The sequence below is a fragment of the Bacillus sp. Pc3 genome, assembly GCF_000815145.1.
Taxonomy (GTDB): domain Bacteria; phylum Bacillota; class Bacilli; order Bacillales; family Bacillaceae; genus Bacillus; species Bacillus velezensis.
In genome coordinates this window covers 415,434-434,719 of sequence record NZ_CP010406.1, presented here as the reverse complement: position 1 = coordinate 434,719, position 19,286 = coordinate 415,434, and the positions used below count along the sequence as shown (strand labels likewise).

Annotated in this window: 19 protein-coding genes; all 19 read left to right on the top strand. The window is 46.5% G+C overall.

Translation table 11 applies throughout. The annotated features are described in order from the left end of the window. Nucleotides 1-15 precede the first annotated feature (15 nt). The 19 genes from flhA to proS all read left to right on the top strand — a co-directional run bounded on the left by flhA (nucleotide 16) and on the right by proS (nucleotide 19,252). Entirely contained in the window at nucleotides 16-2,049 is a 2,034-nt protein-coding gene (gene flhA, locus SB24_RS01590; RefSeq protein ID WP_007409788.1) for a flagellar biosynthesis protein FlhA, read from the top strand. Beyond that, nucleotides 2,049-3,140 (top strand): flagellar biosynthesis GTPase FlhF, encoded by a 1,092-nt coding sequence (gene flhF, locus SB24_RS01585; RefSeq protein WP_015417475.1) that lies wholly within the window; start codon nucleotides 2,049-2,051, stop codon nucleotides 3,138-3,140. The genes flhA and flhF overlap by 1 nt, the downstream gene beginning before the upstream one ends. After that, entirely contained in the window at nucleotides 3,137-4,030 is an 894-nt protein-coding gene (locus SB24_RS01580; RefSeq protein ID WP_015417476.1) for a MinD/ParA family protein, read from the top strand. Before flhF ends, SB24_RS01580 begins: the two co-directional genes overlap by 4 nt. After that, nucleotides 4,027-5,094 (top strand): protein-glutamate methylesterase/protein-glutamine glutaminase, encoded by a 1,068-nt coding sequence (locus SB24_RS01575; RefSeq protein ID WP_039251504.1) that lies wholly within the window; start codon nucleotides 4,027-4,029, stop codon nucleotides 5,092-5,094. The genes SB24_RS01580 and SB24_RS01575 overlap by 4 nt, the downstream gene beginning before the upstream one ends. Nucleotides 5,095-5,099: 5 nt before the next feature. Beyond that, complete coding sequence (cheA, locus tag SB24_RS01570; protein ID WP_039251503.1) at nucleotides 5,100-7,118, top strand: chemotaxis protein CheA; 2,019 nt, start codon at nucleotides 5,100-5,102, stop codon at nucleotides 7,116-7,118. Between the two features lie 22 nt (nucleotides 7,119-7,140). Further along, nucleotides 7,141-7,614 carry a chemotaxis protein CheW gene (gene cheW, locus SB24_RS01565; RefSeq protein ID WP_003154225.1) on the top strand — a complete coding sequence of 158 codons (474 nt, stop codon included), beginning with the start codon at nucleotides 7,141-7,143 and terminating at the stop codon, nucleotides 7,612-7,614. 15 nt (nucleotides 7,615-7,629) lie between these two features. Beyond that, the gene (gene cheC, locus SB24_RS01560; RefSeq protein ID WP_003154222.1) at nucleotides 7,630-8,259 is read left to right on the top strand and encodes a CheY-P phosphatase CheC; all 630 of its coding nucleotides are present in this window, start codon (nucleotides 7,630-7,632) and stop codon (nucleotides 8,257-8,259) included. Then, nucleotides 8,256-8,756 (top strand): chemoreceptor glutamine deamidase CheD, encoded by a 501-nt coding sequence (gene cheD / locus SB24_RS01555; protein ID WP_003154219.1) that lies wholly within the window; start codon nucleotides 8,256-8,258, stop codon nucleotides 8,754-8,756. The genes cheC and cheD overlap by 4 nt, the downstream gene beginning before the upstream one ends. 26 nt (nucleotides 8,757-8,782) lie before the next feature. Beyond that, nucleotides 8,783-9,547, top strand: coding sequence for an RNA polymerase sigma-28 factor SigD (gene sigD, locus SB24_RS01550; RefSeq protein WP_003154217.1), 765 nt, complete (start codon nucleotides 8,783-8,785; stop codon nucleotides 9,545-9,547). Nucleotides 9,548-9,574: 27 nt separating this feature from the next. Then, nucleotides 9,575-10,042 carry a DUF6115 domain-containing protein gene (locus SB24_RS01545; RefSeq protein WP_039251501.1) on the top strand — a complete coding sequence of 156 codons (468 nt, stop codon included), beginning with the start codon at nucleotides 9,575-9,577 and terminating at the stop codon, nucleotides 10,040-10,042. Between the two features lie 143 nt (nucleotides 10,043-10,185). Beyond that, on the top strand, nucleotides 10,186-10,926 hold the full coding sequence (gene rpsB / locus SB24_RS01540; RefSeq protein ID WP_003154215.1) for a 30S ribosomal protein S2: 741 nt from the start codon (nucleotides 10,186-10,188) through the stop codon (nucleotides 10,924-10,926). 99 nt (nucleotides 10,927-11,025) lie between these two features. Continuing rightward, a complete protein-coding gene (tsf, locus tag SB24_RS01535; RefSeq protein WP_007409794.1) occupies nucleotides 11,026-11,907 on the top strand; it encodes a translation elongation factor Ts in 882 nt (293 codons plus the stop codon). Between the two features lie 145 nt (nucleotides 11,908-12,052). Beyond that, complete coding sequence (pyrH, locus tag SB24_RS01530) at nucleotides 12,053-12,775, top strand: UMP kinase (RefSeq protein ID WP_003154213.1); 723 nt, start codon at nucleotides 12,053-12,055, stop codon at nucleotides 12,773-12,775. A 2-nt stretch (nucleotides 12,776-12,777) separates the two neighbouring features. Then, nucleotides 12,778-13,335, top strand: a complete 558-nt coding sequence (gene frr, locus SB24_RS01525; protein WP_003154212.1) for a ribosome recycling factor — start codon at nucleotides 12,778-12,780, stop codon at nucleotides 13,333-13,335. 125 nt (nucleotides 13,336-13,460) lie between these two features. Beyond that, nucleotides 13,461-14,243, top strand: a complete 783-nt coding sequence (locus SB24_RS01520) for an undecaprenyl pyrophosphate synthase (protein ID WP_007611457.1) — start codon at nucleotides 13,461-13,463, stop codon at nucleotides 14,241-14,243. A gap of 3 nt (nucleotides 14,244-14,246) precedes the next feature. Further along, a complete protein-coding gene (locus tag SB24_RS01515) occupies nucleotides 14,247-15,044 on the top strand; it encodes a phosphatidate cytidylyltransferase (RefSeq protein ID WP_007409796.1) in 798 nt (265 codons plus the stop codon). A 55-nt stretch (nucleotides 15,045-15,099) separates the two neighbouring features. Further along, nucleotides 15,100-16,251, top strand: a complete 1,152-nt coding sequence (gene dxr, locus SB24_RS01510; RefSeq protein WP_039251497.1) for a 1-deoxy-D-xylulose-5-phosphate reductoisomerase — start codon at nucleotides 15,100-15,102, stop codon at nucleotides 16,249-16,251. Nucleotides 16,252-16,257: 6 nt separating this feature from the next. Beyond that, nucleotides 16,258-17,526, top strand: a complete 1,269-nt coding sequence (gene rseP / locus SB24_RS01505) for an RIP metalloprotease RseP (protein WP_007611459.1) — start codon at nucleotides 16,258-16,260, stop codon at nucleotides 17,524-17,526. A 31-nt stretch (nucleotides 17,527-17,557) separates the two neighbouring features. Next, the gene (gene proS, locus SB24_RS01500) at nucleotides 17,558-19,252 is read left to right on the top strand and encodes a proline--tRNA ligase (RefSeq protein ID WP_039251495.1); all 1,695 of its coding nucleotides are present in this window, start codon (nucleotides 17,558-17,560) and stop codon (nucleotides 19,250-19,252) included. Nucleotides 19,253-19,286: the final 34 nt, after the last annotated feature.

Here is a 19,286-nt window from a genome sequence, read left to right as displayed (position 1 = left end):
GGAGAGAAAAACAGCATGTCAACAAGAGATTTATCGGTTTTAATAAGTGTTGTCCTCATTGTGGCAATGCTGGTGATTCCATTCCCTCCATGGTTGTTAAGTATTTTGATCATCATTAATATCTCTCTTGCGTTGATCGTGCTTCTCACCACAATGAATATGCAAGAACCGCTGCAATTCTCGATATTCCCGTCATTGCTGCTGTTATTGACGCTGTTTCGGCTTTCGCTCAATGTGTCGACGACACGTTCGATTCTTTCTCACGGAGAAGGGGGAAAGGTTGTTGAGACATTCGGGAATTTCGTTGTCGGCGGAAATGTGCTGGTAGGGCTTGTTGTCTTCATTATCTTGATTATTATTCAGTTTATCGTCATTACAAAAGGCGCCGAGCGGGTATCGGAAGTGGCGGCGAGATTTACGCTCGATGCGATGCCCGGAAAGCAAATGAGTATTGACGCGGATTTAAATGCCGGCATGATTACGGAGCAGGATGCAAAGCACAGACGTGAAAAAGTCGCCCGGGAAGCGGATTTTTACGGCGCCATGGACGGTGCGAGCAAATTCGTCAAAGGGGATGCCATCGCGGGTATCATCATCGTGATGATCAATATTATTTTCGGAATCGTAATCGGCATGCTGCAGCAGGGGATGAGCATACAAGAAGCTGCGTCTCACTTTACAATGCTGACGGTCGGTGACGGTATCGTTTCTCAAATGCCGGCCTTGCTCATTTCAACGGCTACGGGGATCGTCGTGACGAGAGCGGCATCTGAAGGAAACCTCGGTCATGATATTACAGGCCAGCTGTTTGCTTATCCGAAGCTCTTGTATGTAGCCGCGGGAACTGTACTTTTGCTCGGTCTTCTTACACCGATCGGCATTCTGCTGACGGGGCCGATCGCCGGTCTGCTTGCATTCGGCGCTTACATGCTGTCCAAAGCGGATAAGCCGAGCGAAGAAGAGGAAGAAATTCTTGAAGAAGAGGCTCAGGCGGATGAACTGAAAAGCCCGGAAAGCGTTGTGCAGCTTTTACATATTGATCCGATTGAATTTGAGTTCGGATACGGACTCGTGCCGCTTGCAGACGCGGGGCAGGGCGGTGATCTTCTTGACCGCATCGTCATGATCAGACGTCAGCTTGCGCTTGAATTGGGACTTGTCATTCCGGTTGTGCGCATCAGAGATAACATCGCGCTCCAGCCGAATGAATACAGATTGAAAATTAAAGGCAATGAAGTCGCTAAAGGAGAGCTCCTGCTGGATCATTACTTAGCGATGTCACCGACGCCTGAAGATGACGTCATTGAAGGAATTGAAACGATAGAGCCGTCGTTCGGACTTCCCGCAAAATGGATCAGTGAAGCTGCAAAAGATGAAGCGGACATGCTGGGATATACAGTTGTTGATCCGGCGTCAGTCGTATCTACGCATATTACAGAAAAAATTAAGCAGCATGCCCATGAACTGGTCGGCAGACAGGAAACAAAGCAGCTGATCGATCATCTGAAGGAAAATTATCCTGTGCTTGTTGAGGAAGTCACGCCAAACCCTCTTTCTGTCGGCGATATTCAAAAGGTGCTTGCCAAATTGCTAAGAGAAAAAGTTTCAATCAGAAACTTGGTGACCATTTTTGAAACTCTTGCCGATTACGGAAGATTAACGACAGATTCAGACCTTTTGACAGAATACGCGAGACAGTCGCTTGCCAAACAAATCACGGCGCAATATGCGAGAGAGCATGAAACGCTAAAGGTCATCACATGCTCAGGCCGGGTGGAAAAAGCGATTGCAGACGGGGTACAGCAGACTGAACAGGGCAATTACCTGTCACTTGACCCTGAGGTTTCAGACAGCATCATCCGTTCTGTCGCTAAAGAGGCCGAGCAGCTTTCCATCCGCCAGGAGTCGGCGATTCTGCTTTGCTCGCCTGCTGTCAGAATGTATGTAAAACAGCTGTTAGAACGGTATTTCCCTGATCTTCCGGTTCTTTCTTATAATGAGCTGGAAGCAAATGTTGAAGTACAGAGCATTGGAGTGGTGGATATTTAATGAAAATAAAAAAATTTACAGCCGCTTCAATGCAGGATGCCGCGAAGCAAATCAAAAAGGAACTCGGCAATGATGCCGTTATTTTACATTCCAAACAAGTAAAGAAACGAAAATGGCTGGGGCTGCGGTCGCAGCAGGCCGTCGAAGTGATAGCGGTTTTAGATCGTGACGTCAGGGAAGCGAGAAAAACGCCGCCGGCTGCCGCTGAAGAAATGAAAAAGACCAAAACGGCGGAGAAAGCTGAGCCTGTTCAGCCGCCGCGTCTTCCGGATCAAAGTATTTCCGGCGAACTGGCGCATTTTAAAGAAGTGCTCCCTGAACCATTAAAAAAAGCCGAGAGACTATTGAAGCAAGCCGGGCTTCCTGATCATACGCAAAACGCCGTACTCAGTGAATTGCTCCGTTCTTCAATTGTTTCCGGAGATTTAACTGAAGATAATGTCAGCTCAAAACTGCAGGATTTGTTAGTGAAAAAGCTCCCTTCGGCAGACAGGTGGCAGGAAGGGATTCAATCAAAATACGTCGTGCTTTTCGGTTCAACCGGGGCCGGCAAAACGACTACACTTGCGAAACTCGCGGCCTCATCAATGCTGACAGAGCATAAAAAAATTGCCTTTATGACGACGGATACTTACCGGATTGCCGCGGTCGAGCAGCTGAAGACATATGCGGAGCTGCTTCAGGCTCCTCTTGAAGTATGCTATTCAAAGGAAGAATGTCTGAAGGCACTGGAAAAATTCGCTGAATATGACCATGTTTTCATTGATACAGCCGGTAGAAACTTTAAAGAAGAGCAGTATATTACGGAATTACAAGAGATGATTCCGTTTGAATCAGGCTTACAATCCTTTCTCGTATTATCCGCATCTGCAAAATATGAAGATATGAAACAGGTGCTGAAACAGTTTTCAGGTGTGCCGGTCAATCAATTCATTTTCACGAAAACGGATGAAACCGCCTCACTCGGCTCCGTGTTTCAAGTGCTGTCGGAATCAAGAATCGGCGCCGCCTATTTGACAAATGGACAGGATGTGCCTGAAGACATCCTATCGGCTTCACCAAAAGAGTTTGTAAGGATGCTTTTGACATGAAACCCGATCAGGCAGAGTCATTAAGAAGGAAAATGAGAGAGCGGCAAATGATCAAGCCGGAGCTTTATGAGAAAAAAGCGAAGACATTAGCCGTCATCAGCGGTAAAGGCGGCGTCGGAAAATCTAATTTAACATTAAACATGGCAGTTGCCCTGCAGGAAAAAGGAAAAAAAGCACTCATCATTGATCTTGACATCGGAATGGGCAACATTGATGTGCTGATCGGCGCTGCTTCTTCCCGCACCATTATTGATGTGATGGAGAATCGGCACACGTTGGCGCAATCACTGTCCTCCGGTCCGAAAGGCCTTCGCTACATATCCGGAGGAACGGGGCTTGAGGCGATCTATCAAGCAGACGGAGAGAAGTGGTCGGCTTTTATGAATGGTCTTTCCGCTGTATTAAGCGATTTTGATTACGTTCTGTTTGATATGGGAGCGGGACTTTCAAAAGAACAGCTGCCGTTTATTTTATCGGCGGAAGACATTCTCGCCGTGACAACGCCTGAGCCGACGGCCATTATGGATGCCTACAGCGCGATCAAACATCTCTTGCTCGCGGATGAACGGCTGACCGTAAACATTGCCGTCAATCGCGCCCGCGCCCAAAAACAGGCGCTGGACACGTACAACCGCCTTTCTCATGCGATTCACATGTTTTTAGGCGCGGAGGTGCGTTTCGCCGGCTCCATACCCGATGACCCGTTAGTAAGTCAAGCCGTCATTGACCAGGTGCCTTTTTTAATAAAAAGTCCTCAAGCAAAAGCCAGCAGGTCCGTCCGTCTTCTGACGGATGTCTTGTTTCAAACGGAAGAAAACAAACCAAGAGAAGAGAAACCGGCATTTATTGAGAGATTATCTTCTTTTTTATTGAGGAGGACTTTACAGTGATTCGTGTGCTTGTCGTTGATGACTCAGCTTTTATGAGAAAGATGATTACCGATTTTCTGGCTGCGGAAGTGCAGATAGAAGTCATCGGGACAGCCAGAAACGGGGAAGAGGCGCTGAAGAAAATAGAGCTTCTCAAACCGGATGTTGTCACGCTTGATATTGAAATGCCGGTCATGAACGGAACGGATACATTGCGGAAGATCATCAGCATATATAAACTTCCCGTCATCATGGTATCGAGCCAGACACAGCAAGGGAAGGACCGAACGATCAACTGCCTGGAAATGGGCGCTTTTGATTTTATCACCAAGCCTTCCGGAGCGATTTCACTTGATCTTTATAAAATTAAAGAGCAGCTGATTGAGAGGGTGATTGCAGCCGGGCTGTCCCGCGCACAAAAACCTGAGGCGGCAGTGAAAGAGTCTTCTATCCCGGAACGTTCGGCTTTGGCGGGATTTGAAAGACCGAAAGCAAAATCCGCCAAGCAGGCCGTATTCATCGCGACCTCTACAGGCGGACCGCGGGCTCTGCAAAAGGTGATTCCGAAACTGCCGAAGGATTTAAAGGCGCCTGTATTTGTCGTTCAGCACATGCCTGAAGGCTTCACCGCTTCACTTGCAGACAGACTCAACCATTTGTCAGATATTCAGGTCAAAGAAGCGGAAAACGGTGAAGAAGCGAAAGACGGATGGGTGTACATCGCGCCCGGCGGAAAAAATATGACGGTTGCAGAGGAAGGCGGAAGGCTCCGCATCATTCTTGACGTTCATGATACGGAAAGCCGGCATAAACCGTCAGCCGATTATTTGTTTCGGTCGGCAAGCCGCTTATCCGATTACGAAAAGGTAGCCGTCATTATGACAGGCATGGGCAGCGACGGAACCGAGGGCGTAAAAGAAATGCTCAGAACAGGCAGCGTTAAAACGATTGCGGAATCGGACGAATCCTGTGTTGTGTTCGGAATGCCGAAGTCAGCGATAAAGGCGGGCCTCATTCATGAGATTAAACATGTGGAAGATATCGCGGCATCCATCACCGGATGTGTGAAAAAAGAGAGGGTGTGAATCAATTGGATATGAATCAATATTTAGATGTCTTTATTGATGAAAGTAAAGAGCACTTACAGACATGTAACGAAAAGCTGCTGCTGTTGGAAAAAGATCCGGCAGACCTTCAGCTTGTGCATGACATCTTCAGAGCTGCCCATACGCTGAAAGGCATGAGCGCAACGATGGGATATACAGATCTGGCGCATTTAACCCACCTGATGGAAAATGTGCTGGACGCCATCCGCAACGGAGAAATGCCCGTTACATCAGATTGGCTGGATGTGCTGTTTGAAGCGCTTGATCATCTTGAAGAGATGGTGCAGTCCATTATTGACGGAGGAGACGGCAAACGTGATATTTCTGAAGTGAGTGCGAAGCTCGACGTAAATGCGGTGCATGAGACTGCGGCTTCAGCCGAAACAGCAGAACCGCCGGCTTCAAAACAACTGGCTTCAACTGAATGGAATTATGACGAGTTCGAACGGACTGTTATTGAAGAGGCGGAAGAGCAAGGATTCAGCCGCTATGAAATAACGGTTTCCCTGAATGAAAGCTGCATGCTCAAAGCCGTGCGCGTGTACATGATATTTGAAAAGCTGAATGAAGCCGGGGAAGTCGCAAAAACAATACCCGCCGCGGAAGTGCTTGAGACGGAAGATTTCGGAACGGATTTTCAGGTGTGTTTCTTGACAAAGCAGCCTGCTGAAGAAATTAAAGAACTCATCAGCGGCATTTCAGAAGTGGAGAATGTCGAAATTTCTGCCGGTGCGCCGTTAAAAACGGCCGAAAAACCGCAAGCGGCTGAACCGGTGAAGGAAGCTCCGGTTAAAAAGGCTGAGAAACAGCCTAAGCCGCAAGCGAAAACGGTAGAACAGCCAAAGCATCACAGCGGCTCGAAAACGATTCGCGTCAACATTGAAAGACTGGATTCTTCAATGAACCTTTTTGAAGAACTTGTCATTGACCGCGGACGTCTTGAGCAGATCGCCAAAGAGCTTGACCACAATGAGCTGACTGAAACCGTTGAACGCCTGACCAGAATCTCGGGCGACCTTCAGTCTATTATTCTTAATATGCGGATGGTGCCGGTAGAAACCGTCTTTAACCGTTTCCCGAGAATGATCCGCCAGCTTCAAAAGGAATTAAACAAGAAAATCGAATTGTCCATCATCGGAGCTGAAACGGAGCTGGACCGCACGGTGATTGATGAAATCGGCGATCCGCTTGTTCATTTAATCAGAAACAGCATCGATCACGGCATTGAATCGCCTGAAGTGCGGGTGAATAAAGGAAAACCGGAATCAGGTCATGTCGTGCTTAAGGCATATCACAGCGGCAACCACGTCTTTATTGAGGTTGAAGATGACGGGGCCGGCCTGAACAGAAAGAAAATTCTTGAAAAAGCGCTCGAGCGGAGTGTAATCACCGAACGTGATGCTGAAACGCTTGAAGATAATGAGATTTACGAACTTATTTTTGCTCCGGGCTTCTCGACTGCCGATCAAATTTCTGACATTTCAGGGCGGGGCGTCGGCCTGGATGTCGTAAAAAATAAACTCGAATCACTCGGCGGCTCTGTCAGTGTCAAATCCGCGGAAGGCCAAGGTTCTCTTTTCAGTATCCAGCTTCCGCTGACACTTTCAATTATATCCGTTCTTCTCATTAAACTGGAAGAAGAGACGTTTGCGATACCGATTTCTTCTATTATAGAGACGGCTGTTATTGATAAGAAAGATATCCTGCAGACGCATGACAGAGAAGTGATTGATTTCAGAGGCCAAATCGTTCCGATCGTTTATCTGAAAAAAGAATTCGGCATTACGGATTCAAAACAGGATGCCGATCAGTTCCATGTCATCGTCGTGAAAAAGGGCGATAAATCCACTGCTTTTGTCGTGGACTCTTTTATCGGACAGCAGGAAGTCGTACTGAAATCACTCGGCGACTATTTGACGAACGTCTTTGCGATTTCCGGCGCTACGATTCTCGGAAACGGAGAAGTGGCGCTGATTATTGATTGCAATGCGCTGATCTACTAAAACGACACGAGGAGGTGCCCGAATGACTGCTGAAATCAAAACAGGTGAAAAAATGATTGTGTTTATGATAAACGGGAAAGAATACGCTATCTCAGTTTCCCAGGTGAAATCAATTGAAAAGTGGCAAAAACCGACGAGGGTCCCGGGTGTGGAATCTTATATCCGCGGCGTTATCAATCTGCGCGGAGTGATTACCCCGGTTCTTGATTTAAGAAAACGTCTGAATCAGCCTGAACAGGACATCACAGAAGAGACTCGGATTATCATCATTTCTTATCGTGACGCCGATGTCGGATGGGTCGTGGATGAGGCCAATGACGTCATCACCGTGCATGAAAATGAAATCGAATCCGCGCCTGAAAGCCAGACAAAGGAAACGGATGTGTGGATTAAACAGATCGTCAAGCAAGATAACAGGCTCCTCAATATTATCGATGCGCATGCGGTGCTGGATAAAGGTGCTTCGGCATCTGCGTCCGGAGAGCCTAATGCTTAAAGGGGAAAAGACAACATGAGTAAGTTTGAAGCGATCAAAGAAGAGCAGATGGATATTTTGCGGGAAGTCGGAAATATCGGGGCGGGTCACTCGGCTTCTGCAATGGCTCAGCTGCTGAACAGAAAGATAGACATGGAAGTGCCGTTTGCGACTTTATTGACATTTGATGAGCTCGCTGATTTTTTCGGCGGGGCTGAAACGCCGGTCGCCAGTATCTTTTTAAGAATGGAAGGCGACATGACCGGCTCTATCTTTCTCATCATGCCTTTCCATCAGGCGGAACAGTTTATCAGAGAGCTGATCGGAAATCCGGATTTTGATATTGACCAGTTGGGTGAAGATCATTTGAGTTCTTCTGCTTTACATGAGTTCGGCAATATTTTAGCAGGTTCCTATTTAACGGCATTGGCTGATTTGACAAAGCTTGAGATTTACCCGAGCGTGCCGGAAATCTCACTTGATATGTTCGGCGCGGTTATCAGTGAAGGGCTGATGGAGCTCAGCCAAGTCGGAGAGCATGCCATTGTCGTGGATACTTCTATTTTTGACCAGGGCAGCCGGCAGGAGCTCAAAGCCCACATGTTTATGCTCCCGGACTATGATTCTTTTGAAAAGCTCTTCGTCTCATTGGGTGCGGCTTTATGAGCCGTGCGGAAGCCGCAGTCGTTAAAGTGGGGATTGCGGATGTTCAAGTCGCGCGTTACCCGGATAAAATCCGGACCTCGGGACTCGGTTCATGCGTAGGGCTGGTTTTATACGATAAAGACAAACAAACGGCAGGACTCGTTCACGTCATGCTGCCGGACTCCGGTTTATCAAAAACGGCGGAGCTCAACCGTGCAAAATACGCGGACACCGCCGTTAAGATGACGATTGATATGCTTTTGAAAGCCGGCTGCCGCAAGTTTGCCCTGAAGGCAAAACTCGCCGGGGGAGCGGAGATGTTTAAGTTTAAAATGACAAACGACCTGATGAAAATCGGTCCGAGGAATGTAGCGGCCATCAAAGAGCAGCTTTCATTGTATAACATTCCGGTCATCAGTGAAGATACGGGCGGCTCAAGCGGCCGGACGATTGAATTTGAGCCAAAGTCCTGCATGCTGCACATTCGAACTGTTAAACAAGGTGAAACAACGATTTAATAAAGGTATGAGGTAGGGGGATAACAATGCAATCCTTGAATTATGAAGATCAGGTGCTTTGGTCGCGCTGGAAAGAGTGGAAAGATCCTAAAGCCGGTGATGATTTAATGCGCCGTTACATGCCGCTGGTCACATATCATGTCGGCAGAATTTCCGTCGGACTGCCGAAATCGGTGCATAAAGACGATCTAATGAGCCTTGGTATGCTTGGTTTATATGATGCCCTGGAAAAATTTGACCCCGGCCGGGATTTAAAATTTGATACCTATGCCTCGTTTAGAATTCGCGGTGCAATCATCGACGGGCTGCGTAAAGAAGATTGGCTGCCCAGAACTTCACGGGAGAAGACAAAAAAAGTCGAAGCGGCGATCGAAAAACTTGAACAGCGCTACCTTCGGAATGTGACTCCTTCAGAGATCGCAGAAGAGCTGGGGATGACGGAGCAGGACGTAGTATCAACGATGAATGAAGGGTTTTTTGCCAATCTCTTATCAATTGATGAAAAGCTTCACGACCAGGATGACGGTGAGAATATTCAAGTGATGATCAGAGATGACAAAAATGTGCCGCCGGAAGAAAAAATCATGAAGGACGAGCTGATCGCTCAGCTTGCGGGCAAAATTCACGAGCTCTCTGAAAAAGAGCAGCTTGTCGTCAGTTTATTCTATAAAGAAGAACTGACTTTGACCGAGATCGGACAAGTCCTGAACCTTTCGACGTCGCGGATTTCACAGATTCATTCAAAGGCGCTGTTTAAATTAAAGCATCTGCTTGAAAAAGTAATTCAATAATGAACTCATGGTTAGCGAGTGAAAAACATGTCAACACTATTATGGCTTTTAAGCTTTGTGCTTCACGGCGTACTGCTTTATGCCGTCATTATTCTGTACACGAGGTTTTCAGCCCTCAAGGAGACGGAGCGCCAGCAGAAGAAGATTCTTGAAGAGACGGAAAACACCCTTGCAGCGTTTCTGCTTGAGCTGAAAGAAGAAAATGAAAGACTCGAAGACGCAAAAAGCCGTCAAGCGCCGGACGCAGAAGACGCCGAACCCCGGCCGGAACCGAAAGAAGAGCCTGATATTCCGGACCACATGGAAAAGCTTATCAGTGCAACGGAACGGGTTGAAAGTGACGAAAACAGGGGCGCGCATTTGTTTGAAGAACGTGTTTCAGAATTATATGAACAAGGGCTCACCCCCGCGGAAATCGCCAAACGGATGCAGAGCGGAAAGACAGAAATCGAGCTGTTTTTAAAATTTCGCGGCAAAGCTGTAAAGGATTCTTGATTGTCGCATAAAGCTGTGTTATATTATGTCTTGGTGTTAAATACACACGCTTAACGATTTATGCAGAGGGTGCTGCAAACGGCAGTTCTGCACAAAAATGACCTAAGCGGAGGAAAAAAACCATTTTATTAGGAGGAAATCACATGTCAGTTATTTCTATGAAACAATTGCTTGAAGCTGGTGTTCACTTCGGCCACCAAACACGCCGCTGGAACCCAAAAATGAAGCGTTACATTTTCACGGAGCGTAACGGAATCTACATCATTGACCTTCAAAAAACAGTGAAAAAAGTAGAGGAAGCTTACAACTTCACGAAAAACCTTGCTGCTGAAGGCGGAAAAATCCTTTTCGTCGGCACAAAAAAACAAGCTCAGGATTCTGTTAAAGAAGAAGCTGTACGCTCTGGCATGTACTATGTCAACCAACGCTGGTTGGGCGGTACACTGACAAACTTCGAAACAATCCAAAAACGCATTAAGCGTCTGAAAGACATCGAGAAAATGCAAGAAAACGGTACATTTGAAGTACTTCCGAAAAAAGAAGTTGTTCAATTGAAAAAAGAATTAGAGCGTCTTGAAAAATTCCTCGGCGGAATTAAAGACATGAAGGATCTTCCTGATGCATTATTCATCATCGATCCTCGCAAAGAGCGCATCGCTGTTGCCGAAGCTCGCAAATTGAACATTCCTATCATCGGAATCGTAGATACAAACTGTGATCCTGATGAAATTGATGTCGTAATCCCTGCAAACGATGACGCAATCCGCGCTGTCAAACTTCTTACTTCTAAAATGGCAGATGCTATTCTTGAAGCGAAGCAAGGCGAAGAAGAAGCGGAAGCTGCTGAAGAGACTGCACCTGAAACAGAAACGACAACTGCGTAACCTAATCAAAAGGTGATAAGAGGGACTGCCTTTTATCACCTTTTTTCAAGAAAAATGTATCTATACATATCTTGTTTACACATATAAGGAGGAATTCAAATGGCTATTACTGCACAGCAGGTAAAAGAACTGCGTCAAAAAACAGGCGCTGGTATGATGGACTGTAAAAAAGCATTGACTGAAACTGACGGAGATATGGACAAAGCAATCGACCTTCTGAGAGAAAAAGGAATTGCGAAAGCGGCTAAAAAAGCTGACCGTATCGCTGCTGAAGGTTCTACTCTTATTAAAACTGACGGCAACAAAGGCGTTATCTTAGAAGTAAACTCTGAAACTGATTTCGTTGCGAAAAACGAAGGCTTCAAAGAGCTTCTGAACACGCTTGCTGACCACCTTCTTGCAAACGCTCCTGCTGATCTTGAAGAAGCAATGGGTCAAAAGATGGAAAACGGTTCTACTGTTGAAGAATACATCACAAGCAACGTTGCTAAAATCGGAGAGAAAATCACTCTTCGCCGTTTTGCTGTTATTACAAAAGAAGACAGCGAAGCGTTCGGTGCTTACCTTCACATGGGAGGCCGCATCGGCGTATTATCCGTTCTTAGCGGAACAACTGACGAAGATCTTGCAAAAGACATCGCGATGCATGTTGCAGCGGTAAATCCTCGTTACATTTCCCGCGACCAAGTGTCTGAAGAAGAAGCAAACCATGAGCGTCAGATTCTGACTCAGCAAGCTCTTCAAGAAGGCAAACCGGAAAACATCGTAGCTAAAATGGTTGAAGGCCGTCTGAACAAATTCTTCGAAGAAATTTGCTTATTAGACCAAGCTTTCGTTAAAAACCCAGACGAAAAAGTGAAACAAGTTGTGGCTGCGAAAAACGCATCTGTTAAAACTTACGTCCGCTACGAAGTTGGAGAAGGTATTGAAAAACGCCAAGAAAACTTTGCTGAAGAAGTTATGAACCAAGTGAAAAAATAATGGCGGAAAGCCTTGGCGAATCTTTCGCGGCTTTTCAGGCAGTATAGGGGACACTACTTGTGTTCCCTATTTTTAAAACTATATTTACAAACCTTTTTTTCTCTTGCATAATAGGAAACGGCAATGTTTACACTTGGAGGTTATTATGGAAAAACCAAAATACAATCGTATCGTTTTAAAGCTTAGCGGAGAAGCATTGGCAGGAGAGCAGGGAAACGGCATTAATCCGACTGTCATCCAATCCATCGCTAAACAGGTAAAAGAAATCGCTGAGCTTGACGTCGAAGTGGCCGTAGTCGTAGGCGGCGGCAACTTATGGCGCGGAAAAACGGGCAGTGACTTAGGAATGGACCGTGCGACGGCCGATTATATGGGCATGCTTGCTACTGTCATGAACTCACTTGCCCTGCAGGACAGCCTGGAAACGCTCGGAATTCAGTCCAGAGTGCAGACATCAATTGAAATGCGTCAGGTCGCTGAGCCTTACATCAGAAGAAAAGCCATCCGCCACCTGGAGAAAAAACGCGTTGTTATTTTTGCCGCGGGAACAGGAAACCCTTATTTCTCTACGGACACAACCGCAGCGCTGCGTGCCGCTGAAATCGAAGCGGACGTGATCTTAATGGCAAAAAATAATGTCGACGGTGTGTATAATGCTGATCCGAGAAAAGATGAGTCAGCCGTTAAATACGAAAAATTATCTTATCTCGATGTGTTAAAAGACGGGCTGGAAGTCATGGATTCTACGGCTTCTTCACTATGTATGGATAATGATATTCCGCTGATCGTCTTTTCTATTATGGAAGAAGGAAATATTAAGCGTGCCGTAATCGGCGAATCAATCGGAACGATCGTAAGGGGGAAATAACGTTGTCAAACGAAGTATTAACACAAACAAAAGAACGCATGGAAAAAGCGGTTGCCGCTTATTCACGTGAATTGGCGTCAGTCCGCGCAGGACGTGCCAACCCATCTCTATTGGATAAAGTGACAGTAGAATACTACGGTGCCCAAACACCTTTAAACCAGCTGTCTTCCATCAATGTGCCTGAAGCGCGTATGCTTGTTGTCACACCGTATGACAAAACGGCAATCGGCGATATTGAAAAAGCGATTCTGAAAGCTGATCTTGGCGTAACGCCGACAAGTGACGGCACAATTATCCGCATCGCGATCCCGGCTCTGACGGAAGAAAGACGTAAAGAACTTGTCAAAGTCGTGAAAAAATACGCGGAAGAAGCGAAAGTAGCAGTCCGTAATGTCCGCCGTGACAGCAACGATGACCTCAAAAAACTTGAGAAAAACGGAGACATCACAGAAGACGAGCTTCGTGCTTCCAGTGAAGACGTTCAAAAGCTGACAGATGAATATGTGTCAAAAATTGACAGCGTCACAAAGGACAAAGAAAAAGAAATCATGGAAGTTTAATGAAAAACTATGTACAATAGATAATGTGAAAAGACCCTCTCATGTTTACAGGGGGTTTTTTTGTTAATACTGTTGATTACATTGATCATCAGCAACGCAACCTTTTTGGGTGACGGAGGAATCTCATGCTCAACATACTCAAAAATTGGAAGAATCAGCAGAATGCGGCTTCCAACTTAGAACGGTATACAAAAGAAGACATACTGAAGGGTGAAATTCCCGCACACATTGCCATTATTATGGACGGAAACGGACGCTGGGCGAAGAAGCGTTCACTCCCTCGGATTGCAGGACATCATGAAGGAATGAAAGTGGTAAAAAGGGTGACAAAGCTCGCAAGTCAGCTCGGCGTTAAAGTTCTGACTCTTTATGCGTTTTCAACAGAGAACTGGAAGCGCCCGAAGATGGAAGTCGACTTTTTGATGAAGCTTCCGGAAGAGTTCCTGAATACGTATCTTCCTGAATTAATAGAGGAAAATGTACAGGTGAAAATTATCGGAGATGAATCCGCGCTCCCTTCTCATACGTACAGGGCGATTGAGAAGGCCGTAAAAGATACAGAACAAAATGACGGGCTGATTCTCAATTTCGCTTTGAACTACGGCGGACGCACGGAAATCGTCAATGCGGCAAAAGCACTGGCTGAACAGGTGAAAAGCGGCACGCTGAATATCGAAGACATTGATGAAGCGCTCTTTTCCGGGCATTTAATGACAGAATCAATCCAGGACCCGGAGCTGCTCATCAGAACGAGCGGAGAAATCAGATTGAGCAACTTTATGCTTTGGCAGGTGGCTTACAGTGAATTTGTTTTTACAGATGTCCTGTGGCCCGATTTTAAAGAAGATCACTTTCTGCAGGCAGTGGGAGAATTTCAGCAGCGGGGCCGGAGGTTTGGCGGAATTTAGAGGATGGTGGAAATGAAACAAAGATTGTTAACAGGTGTTCTGGCAGCGGCATTATTTTTATTTTTGGTTATTTTCGGAGGATTGCCGTTCACCGTATTTGTTTACGTGATGGGAAGTATAGCGCTTTTTGAGCTTTTGCGGATGAAAAAGCTCAGATTTTTTTCTTTTCCGGGTCTGATCAGCCTCTTGTTGTTATGGCTGTATATGATGCCGGACAAATATCATTTTTTCGATGCGAAAATGGAAGTAACGATTTTCGCAGTATTGATTCTGCTCAGCTATACGGTGCTCGTGAAAAACACCTTTACGTTTGATGAAGTCGGGTTTATCGTTCTCGCGACGGTATATATCGGACTGTGTTTTCATTATTTTATTGAAATCAGAAACATTGAAACAAACGGGCTTTTGTATATCTTTTATGCCTGTGTTGTCATATGGTCAACGGACTCAGGCGCATATTTCGTCGGAAAGTCGCTCGGGAAGCGGAAGCTGTGGCCCGAAATCAGCCCCAACAAAACAGTGGAAGGGTTTCTCGGCGGTATTGTCATCGCCCTTATTTTTACGGCTGTTTTTCAGCTGTTTGCGCACCTTCCGATTTCATACCCGGTTCTTTTGGTCATCACGCTTGTTCTGTCTGTATTCGGACAGATCGGGGATTTGGTTGAATCAGCGCTTAAGCGGCACTATGATGTGAAGGATTCGGGAAAAATCCTTCCCGGGCACGGCGGCATTTTAGATCGATTTGACAGCTTTTTGTTTGTCATGCCGTTCTTATACTTTCTGCTTGCGCTTTTTTCATGAGAAAGGCTAATATGAAAATAAGACCGATCTGGACGCATAGAATGGGAGTGGCATTTTGAAGAATATTTGTCTTTTAGGAGCAACAGGATCAATAGGGGAGCAGACGTTAGACGTATTGCGCATGCATCAAGATCAGTTCCGTCTCGTCTCGATGACTTTCGGTAAAAACGCCGAGAAAGCGATCCCGTTGATCAGAACGTTTCAGCCGAAATATGTAGCAGTCGGCGACATGGATACATACCAAAAAGTGAAAGAAGCGTCTTTTTCTCATGAATGTCAAATCGGCATCGGAGAAGAAGGCCTGATTGAAGCGGCAGTCATGGACGAAGTGGATATCGTGGTCAATGCGCTGCTTGGAAGCGTCGGTTTAATCCCGACTTTGAAAGCGATTGAACAGAAAAAAACAATTGCGCTTGCAAATAAGGAAACTCTCGTCACTGCCGGGCATATAGTGAAAGGACACGCAAAACGATACGGTGTTCCTCTTCTTCCGGTCGACAGCGAACATTCCGCTATTTTTCAAGCCCTGCAAGGCGAACAGAGCAAAAATATCGAGCGCCTGATCATTACGGCATCCGGCGGCAGTTTCAGAGATAAAACGCGGCAGGAGCTTGAGTCTGTAACGATTGCCGACGCCCTTAACCACCCGAACTGGTCGATGGGCGCAAAAATTACGATTGACTCGGCTACAATGATGAATAAAGGACTTGAAGTCATTGAGGCGCATTGGCTGTTTGACATTCCGTATGAACAGATTGACGTTGTATTACATAAGGAGAGCATCATTCATTCGATGGTTGAATTTCACGACAGAAGCGTCATCGCCCAGCTCGGAAATCCGGACATGAGGGTGCCGATTCAATATGCGCTGACATATCCGGACCGTCTGCCTCTGCCTGAAACTAAAAGGCTTGAATTATGGGAGATCGGAAACCTCCATTTTGCGAAAGCTGACTTTGAAAGGTTCCGCTGCTTACAATTTGCCTTTGAATCAGGTAAAATAGGGGGAACGATGCCGACGGTTTTAAATGCGGCCAACGAAGAAGCCGTTGCCGCTTTTCTTGCCGGACGGATTTCATTCTTATCGATTGAGGACCTGATTGAAAAAGCATTGGACCGTCACAGCGTAATTCAGGATCCGAGTCTTGCGGATATCCAAGAAGTGGACAAAGACACCCGGGGATACGTTAATTCAATACTCACATAAGGTGGTATGTTCGTGAATACAGTTATCGCGTTTATTATTATTTTCGGAACGCTCGTTTTTTTCCATGAGCTCGGGCATTTATTGCTCGCCCAAAGAGCGGGAATCCTTTGCCGTGAATTTGCGATCGGCTTCGGCCCTAAAATCTTTTCATTTAAAAAGAATGAAACCGTGTATACGATCAGACTCCTTCCGGTCGGCGGGTTCGTCCGCATGGCCGGTGAAGACCCGGAGATGATTGAAGTCAAACCCGGTTATACCGTCGGGCTTCTTTTTAATAAAGATGACGAAGTGGAAAAAGTCATCATTAATCAAAAGGAAAAATATCCCGACGCTTTAATTATCGAGGTGGAGACGGCTGATCTTGAGCACGAAATGAAGATTACCGGGTACGAGCAGGGGAAAGAAGATGAACTGGCGGGCTTTACTGTCAGTCAGACCTCTTTTTTTATCGTAGACGGAGAAGAAGTGCAGATTGCGCCTTACAATCGACAATTCGGGTCTAAACCCGTATGGAAGCGGATTAAGGCGATTGCTGCCGGTCCGATAATGAACTTCATCTTAGCGTATGTCATTCTCGTCATGCTTGGATTCATTCAAGGCGTGCCTTCGAATCAGCCTGAGCTCGGGAAGCTGACAGACAATGGACGCGCAGCGGCTGCCGGTTTAAAAGAAGGCGACTATATCCAGAGCATTAACGGTGAAAAAATGAGGTCATGGACCGACATCGTGACAGCGGTAAAAGAAAATCCCGGGAAAAAAATCGATGTCGCCGTCAAACGGGACGGCAAATCGTTTCATATCTCGGTTACACCTGAAGCTGTAAAAGATGAAAATAAAAAAACAATCGGCCGCTTCGGCTCTTATGCGCCGACTGAAAAAGGCGCGCTTGCAGCGATTGCCTACGGCGCGACATCTACCGTTGATGTCACAAAAGCGATCCTGACCAATCTGAGCAAACTTGTGACAGGCCAGTTTAAGCTTGATATGCTTTCGGGTCCTGTCGGCATTTATGATATGACGGATCAAGTTGCAAAAACCGGTATTATCAACCTATTCCAGTTTGCGGCGTTTTTAAGCATCAACCTGGGAATTGTCAACCTGCTGCCGATACCGGCGCTTGACGGCGGGCGGCTGCTGTTTTTATTCATTGAAGCAATCCGCGGCAAGCCGATAAACCGTGACAAGGAAGCATTTGTCGTATTTATCGGCGTAGCTTTCTTAATGCTTCTTATGCTGGTTGTCACATGGAACGATATCCAGCGTTTATTCTTATAATTGACTAGTAAAAAATCAGAGGTGCGAAGACATGAGACAAAGTTTGACGCTTATTCCGACCCTGAGAGAAGTGCCGGCTGATGCTGAAGCAAAAAGCCATAAGCTTCTGCTGAGAGCGGGATTTATCAGACAAAATACGAGCGGGGTTTACAGCTACATGCCCCTGGCTTACAGGGTCATTCAAAACATTCAGAAGATCGTGCGTGAAGAAATGGAAAAAATCAACGCGGTGGAAATGCTGATGCCGGCCCTTCAGCAGGCTGAAACATGGCAGGAATCAGGCAGGTGGTATACGTACGGGCCTGAATTAATGCGTCTGAAAGACCGCCACGGCCGTGAATTTGCTTTAGGCGCGACGCATGAAGAAGTCATTACTTCTCTCGTGCGCGATGAGGTGAAATCTTATAAGCGTCTGCCGCTCACTCTTTACCAGATCCAGTCTAAATTCAGAGATGAAAAACGCCCGCGTTTCGGCTTATTGCGCGGACGCGAATTCATCATGAAAGATGCGTATTCTTTCCATGCTTCTGAAGAAAGTCTGGAGGAAACATACCAAAACATGTACGGCGCATACAGCAGCATTTTCGCACGCTGTGAATTAAACGTCCGTCCCGTTATTGCCGACTCGGGCGCGATGGGCGGAAAAGACACGCATGAATTTATGGCTCTTTCTGAAATAGGGGAAGATACCATCGCTTATTCCGATGGATCCTCTTACGCAGCCAATACGGAAATGGCGGAAGTTGTCATGAACAGCGAGCCGTCAGATGAAACACCCAAAGCATTGGAGGAAATTGATACGCCGAATGTCAAAAGCATTGAAGAGCTCGCTTCATTCTTGCAGATCGAGCCGAGCGCCTGCATCAAATCAATGCTGTTTAAAGCTGATGACCGATTTGTTCTCGTGTTAGTAAGAGGCGATCATGAGGTCAATGACGTGAAAGTGAAAAACCTTCTGAACGCGGAAGTGGTTGAGCTTGCGTCTCATGAAGAAGTAGCAGAGAAACTTGGCACGGAGCCGGGATTTGCGGGGCCGATCGGCGCTGCCGGCGACATTGAGATTTATGCCGACCAAGCCGTGAAAGTAATGGTAAACGCCGTTAGCGGCGCGAACGAAAAAGACCGTCATTACCGAAACGTAAACATCGAACGTGACGCGTCAGTAAAAGCATATGCCGATCTTCGAATCATTCAGGAAGGCGATCCGTCACCTGACGGAAAAGGCACGATCCGTTTCGCTGAAGGGATTGAGGTCGGACAAGTCTTTAAACTCGGCACGCGTTACTCTGAAGCGATGAATGCGACATACCTTGATGAAAACGGGCGTGCGCAGCCGATGCTGATGGGATGTTACGGAATCGGCGTGTCCAGAACGCTTTCAGCCATCGCTGAACAGCATCACGACGAAAAAGGCTTGATCTGGCCGAAAAGCGTTGCTCCGTATGACCTTCATATTTTGGCGCTGAATATGAAAAACGAAGCGCAAAAAGAGCTTGCTGAACAGCTTTACGGCAAATTCCAGGCGGAAGGTTATGAGGTATTATACGATGACCGTGCTGAACGCGCAGGCGTGAAGTTTGCTGATTCTGATCTGATCGGCCTTCCGATCCGCATCACTGTCGGAAAACGTGCCGATGAAGGCATCGTAGAAGTGAAAATCCGCAAAACCGGTGAATCTGCCGAAGTTTCAGTGGATGAGCTTTCTGAATTTATCAAGACGAAGTAATCACCATAACGAATCATACAAAATCATGTTAAAA

Excerpts from the sequence above, each read along its gene's own strand:
- flhA (WP_007409788.1), top strand. The coding sequence starts at position 16 with ATGTCAACAAGAGATTTATCGGTTTTAATAAGTGTTGTCCTCATTGTG.
- SB24_RS01520 (WP_007611457.1), top strand. The coding sequence starts at position 13,461 with ATGCTCAACATACTCAAAAATTGGAAGAATCAGCAGAATGCGGCTTCC.
- tsf (WP_007409794.1), top strand. The coding sequence starts at position 11,026 with ATGGCTATTACTGCACAGCAGGTAAAAGAACTGCGTCAAAAAACAGGC.
- rseP (WP_007611459.1), top strand. The coding sequence starts at position 16,258 with ATGTTCGTGAATACAGTTATCGCGTTTATTATTATTTTCGGAACGCTC.
- SB24_RS01545 (WP_039251501.1), top strand. The coding sequence starts at position 9,575 with ATGTCAACACTATTATGGCTTTTAAGCTTTGTGCTTCACGGCGTACTG.
- flhF (WP_015417475.1), top strand. The coding sequence starts at position 2,049 with ATGAAAATAAAAAAATTTACAGCCGCTTCAATGCAGGATGCCGCGAAG.
- cheC (WP_003154222.1), top strand. The coding sequence starts at position 7,630 with ATGAGTAAGTTTGAAGCGATCAAAGAAGAGCAGATGGATATTTTGCGG.
- cheD (WP_003154219.1), top strand. The coding sequence starts at position 8,256 with ATGAGCCGTGCGGAAGCCGCAGTCGTTAAAGTGGGGATTGCGGATGTT.
- SB24_RS01580 (WP_015417476.1), top strand. The coding sequence starts at position 3,137 with ATGAAACCCGATCAGGCAGAGTCATTAAGAAGGAAAATGAGAGAGCGG.
- rpsB (WP_003154215.1), top strand. The coding sequence starts at position 10,186 with ATGTCAGTTATTTCTATGAAACAATTGCTTGAAGCTGGTGTTCACTTC.
- cheW (WP_003154225.1), top strand. The coding sequence starts at position 7,141 with ATGACTGCTGAAATCAAAACAGGTGAAAAAATGATTGTGTTTATGATA.
- pyrH (WP_003154213.1), top strand. The coding sequence starts at position 12,053 with ATGGAAAAACCAAAATACAATCGTATCGTTTTAAAGCTTAGCGGAGAA.
- SB24_RS01515 (WP_007409796.1), top strand. The coding sequence starts at position 14,247 with ATGGTGGAAATGAAACAAAGATTGTTAACAGGTGTTCTGGCAGCGGCA.
- sigD (WP_003154217.1), top strand. The coding sequence starts at position 8,783 with ATGCAATCCTTGAATTATGAAGATCAGGTGCTTTGGTCGCGCTGGAAA.
- proS (WP_039251495.1), top strand. The coding sequence starts at position 17,558 with ATGAGACAAAGTTTGACGCTTATTCCGACCCTGAGAGAAGTGCCGGCT.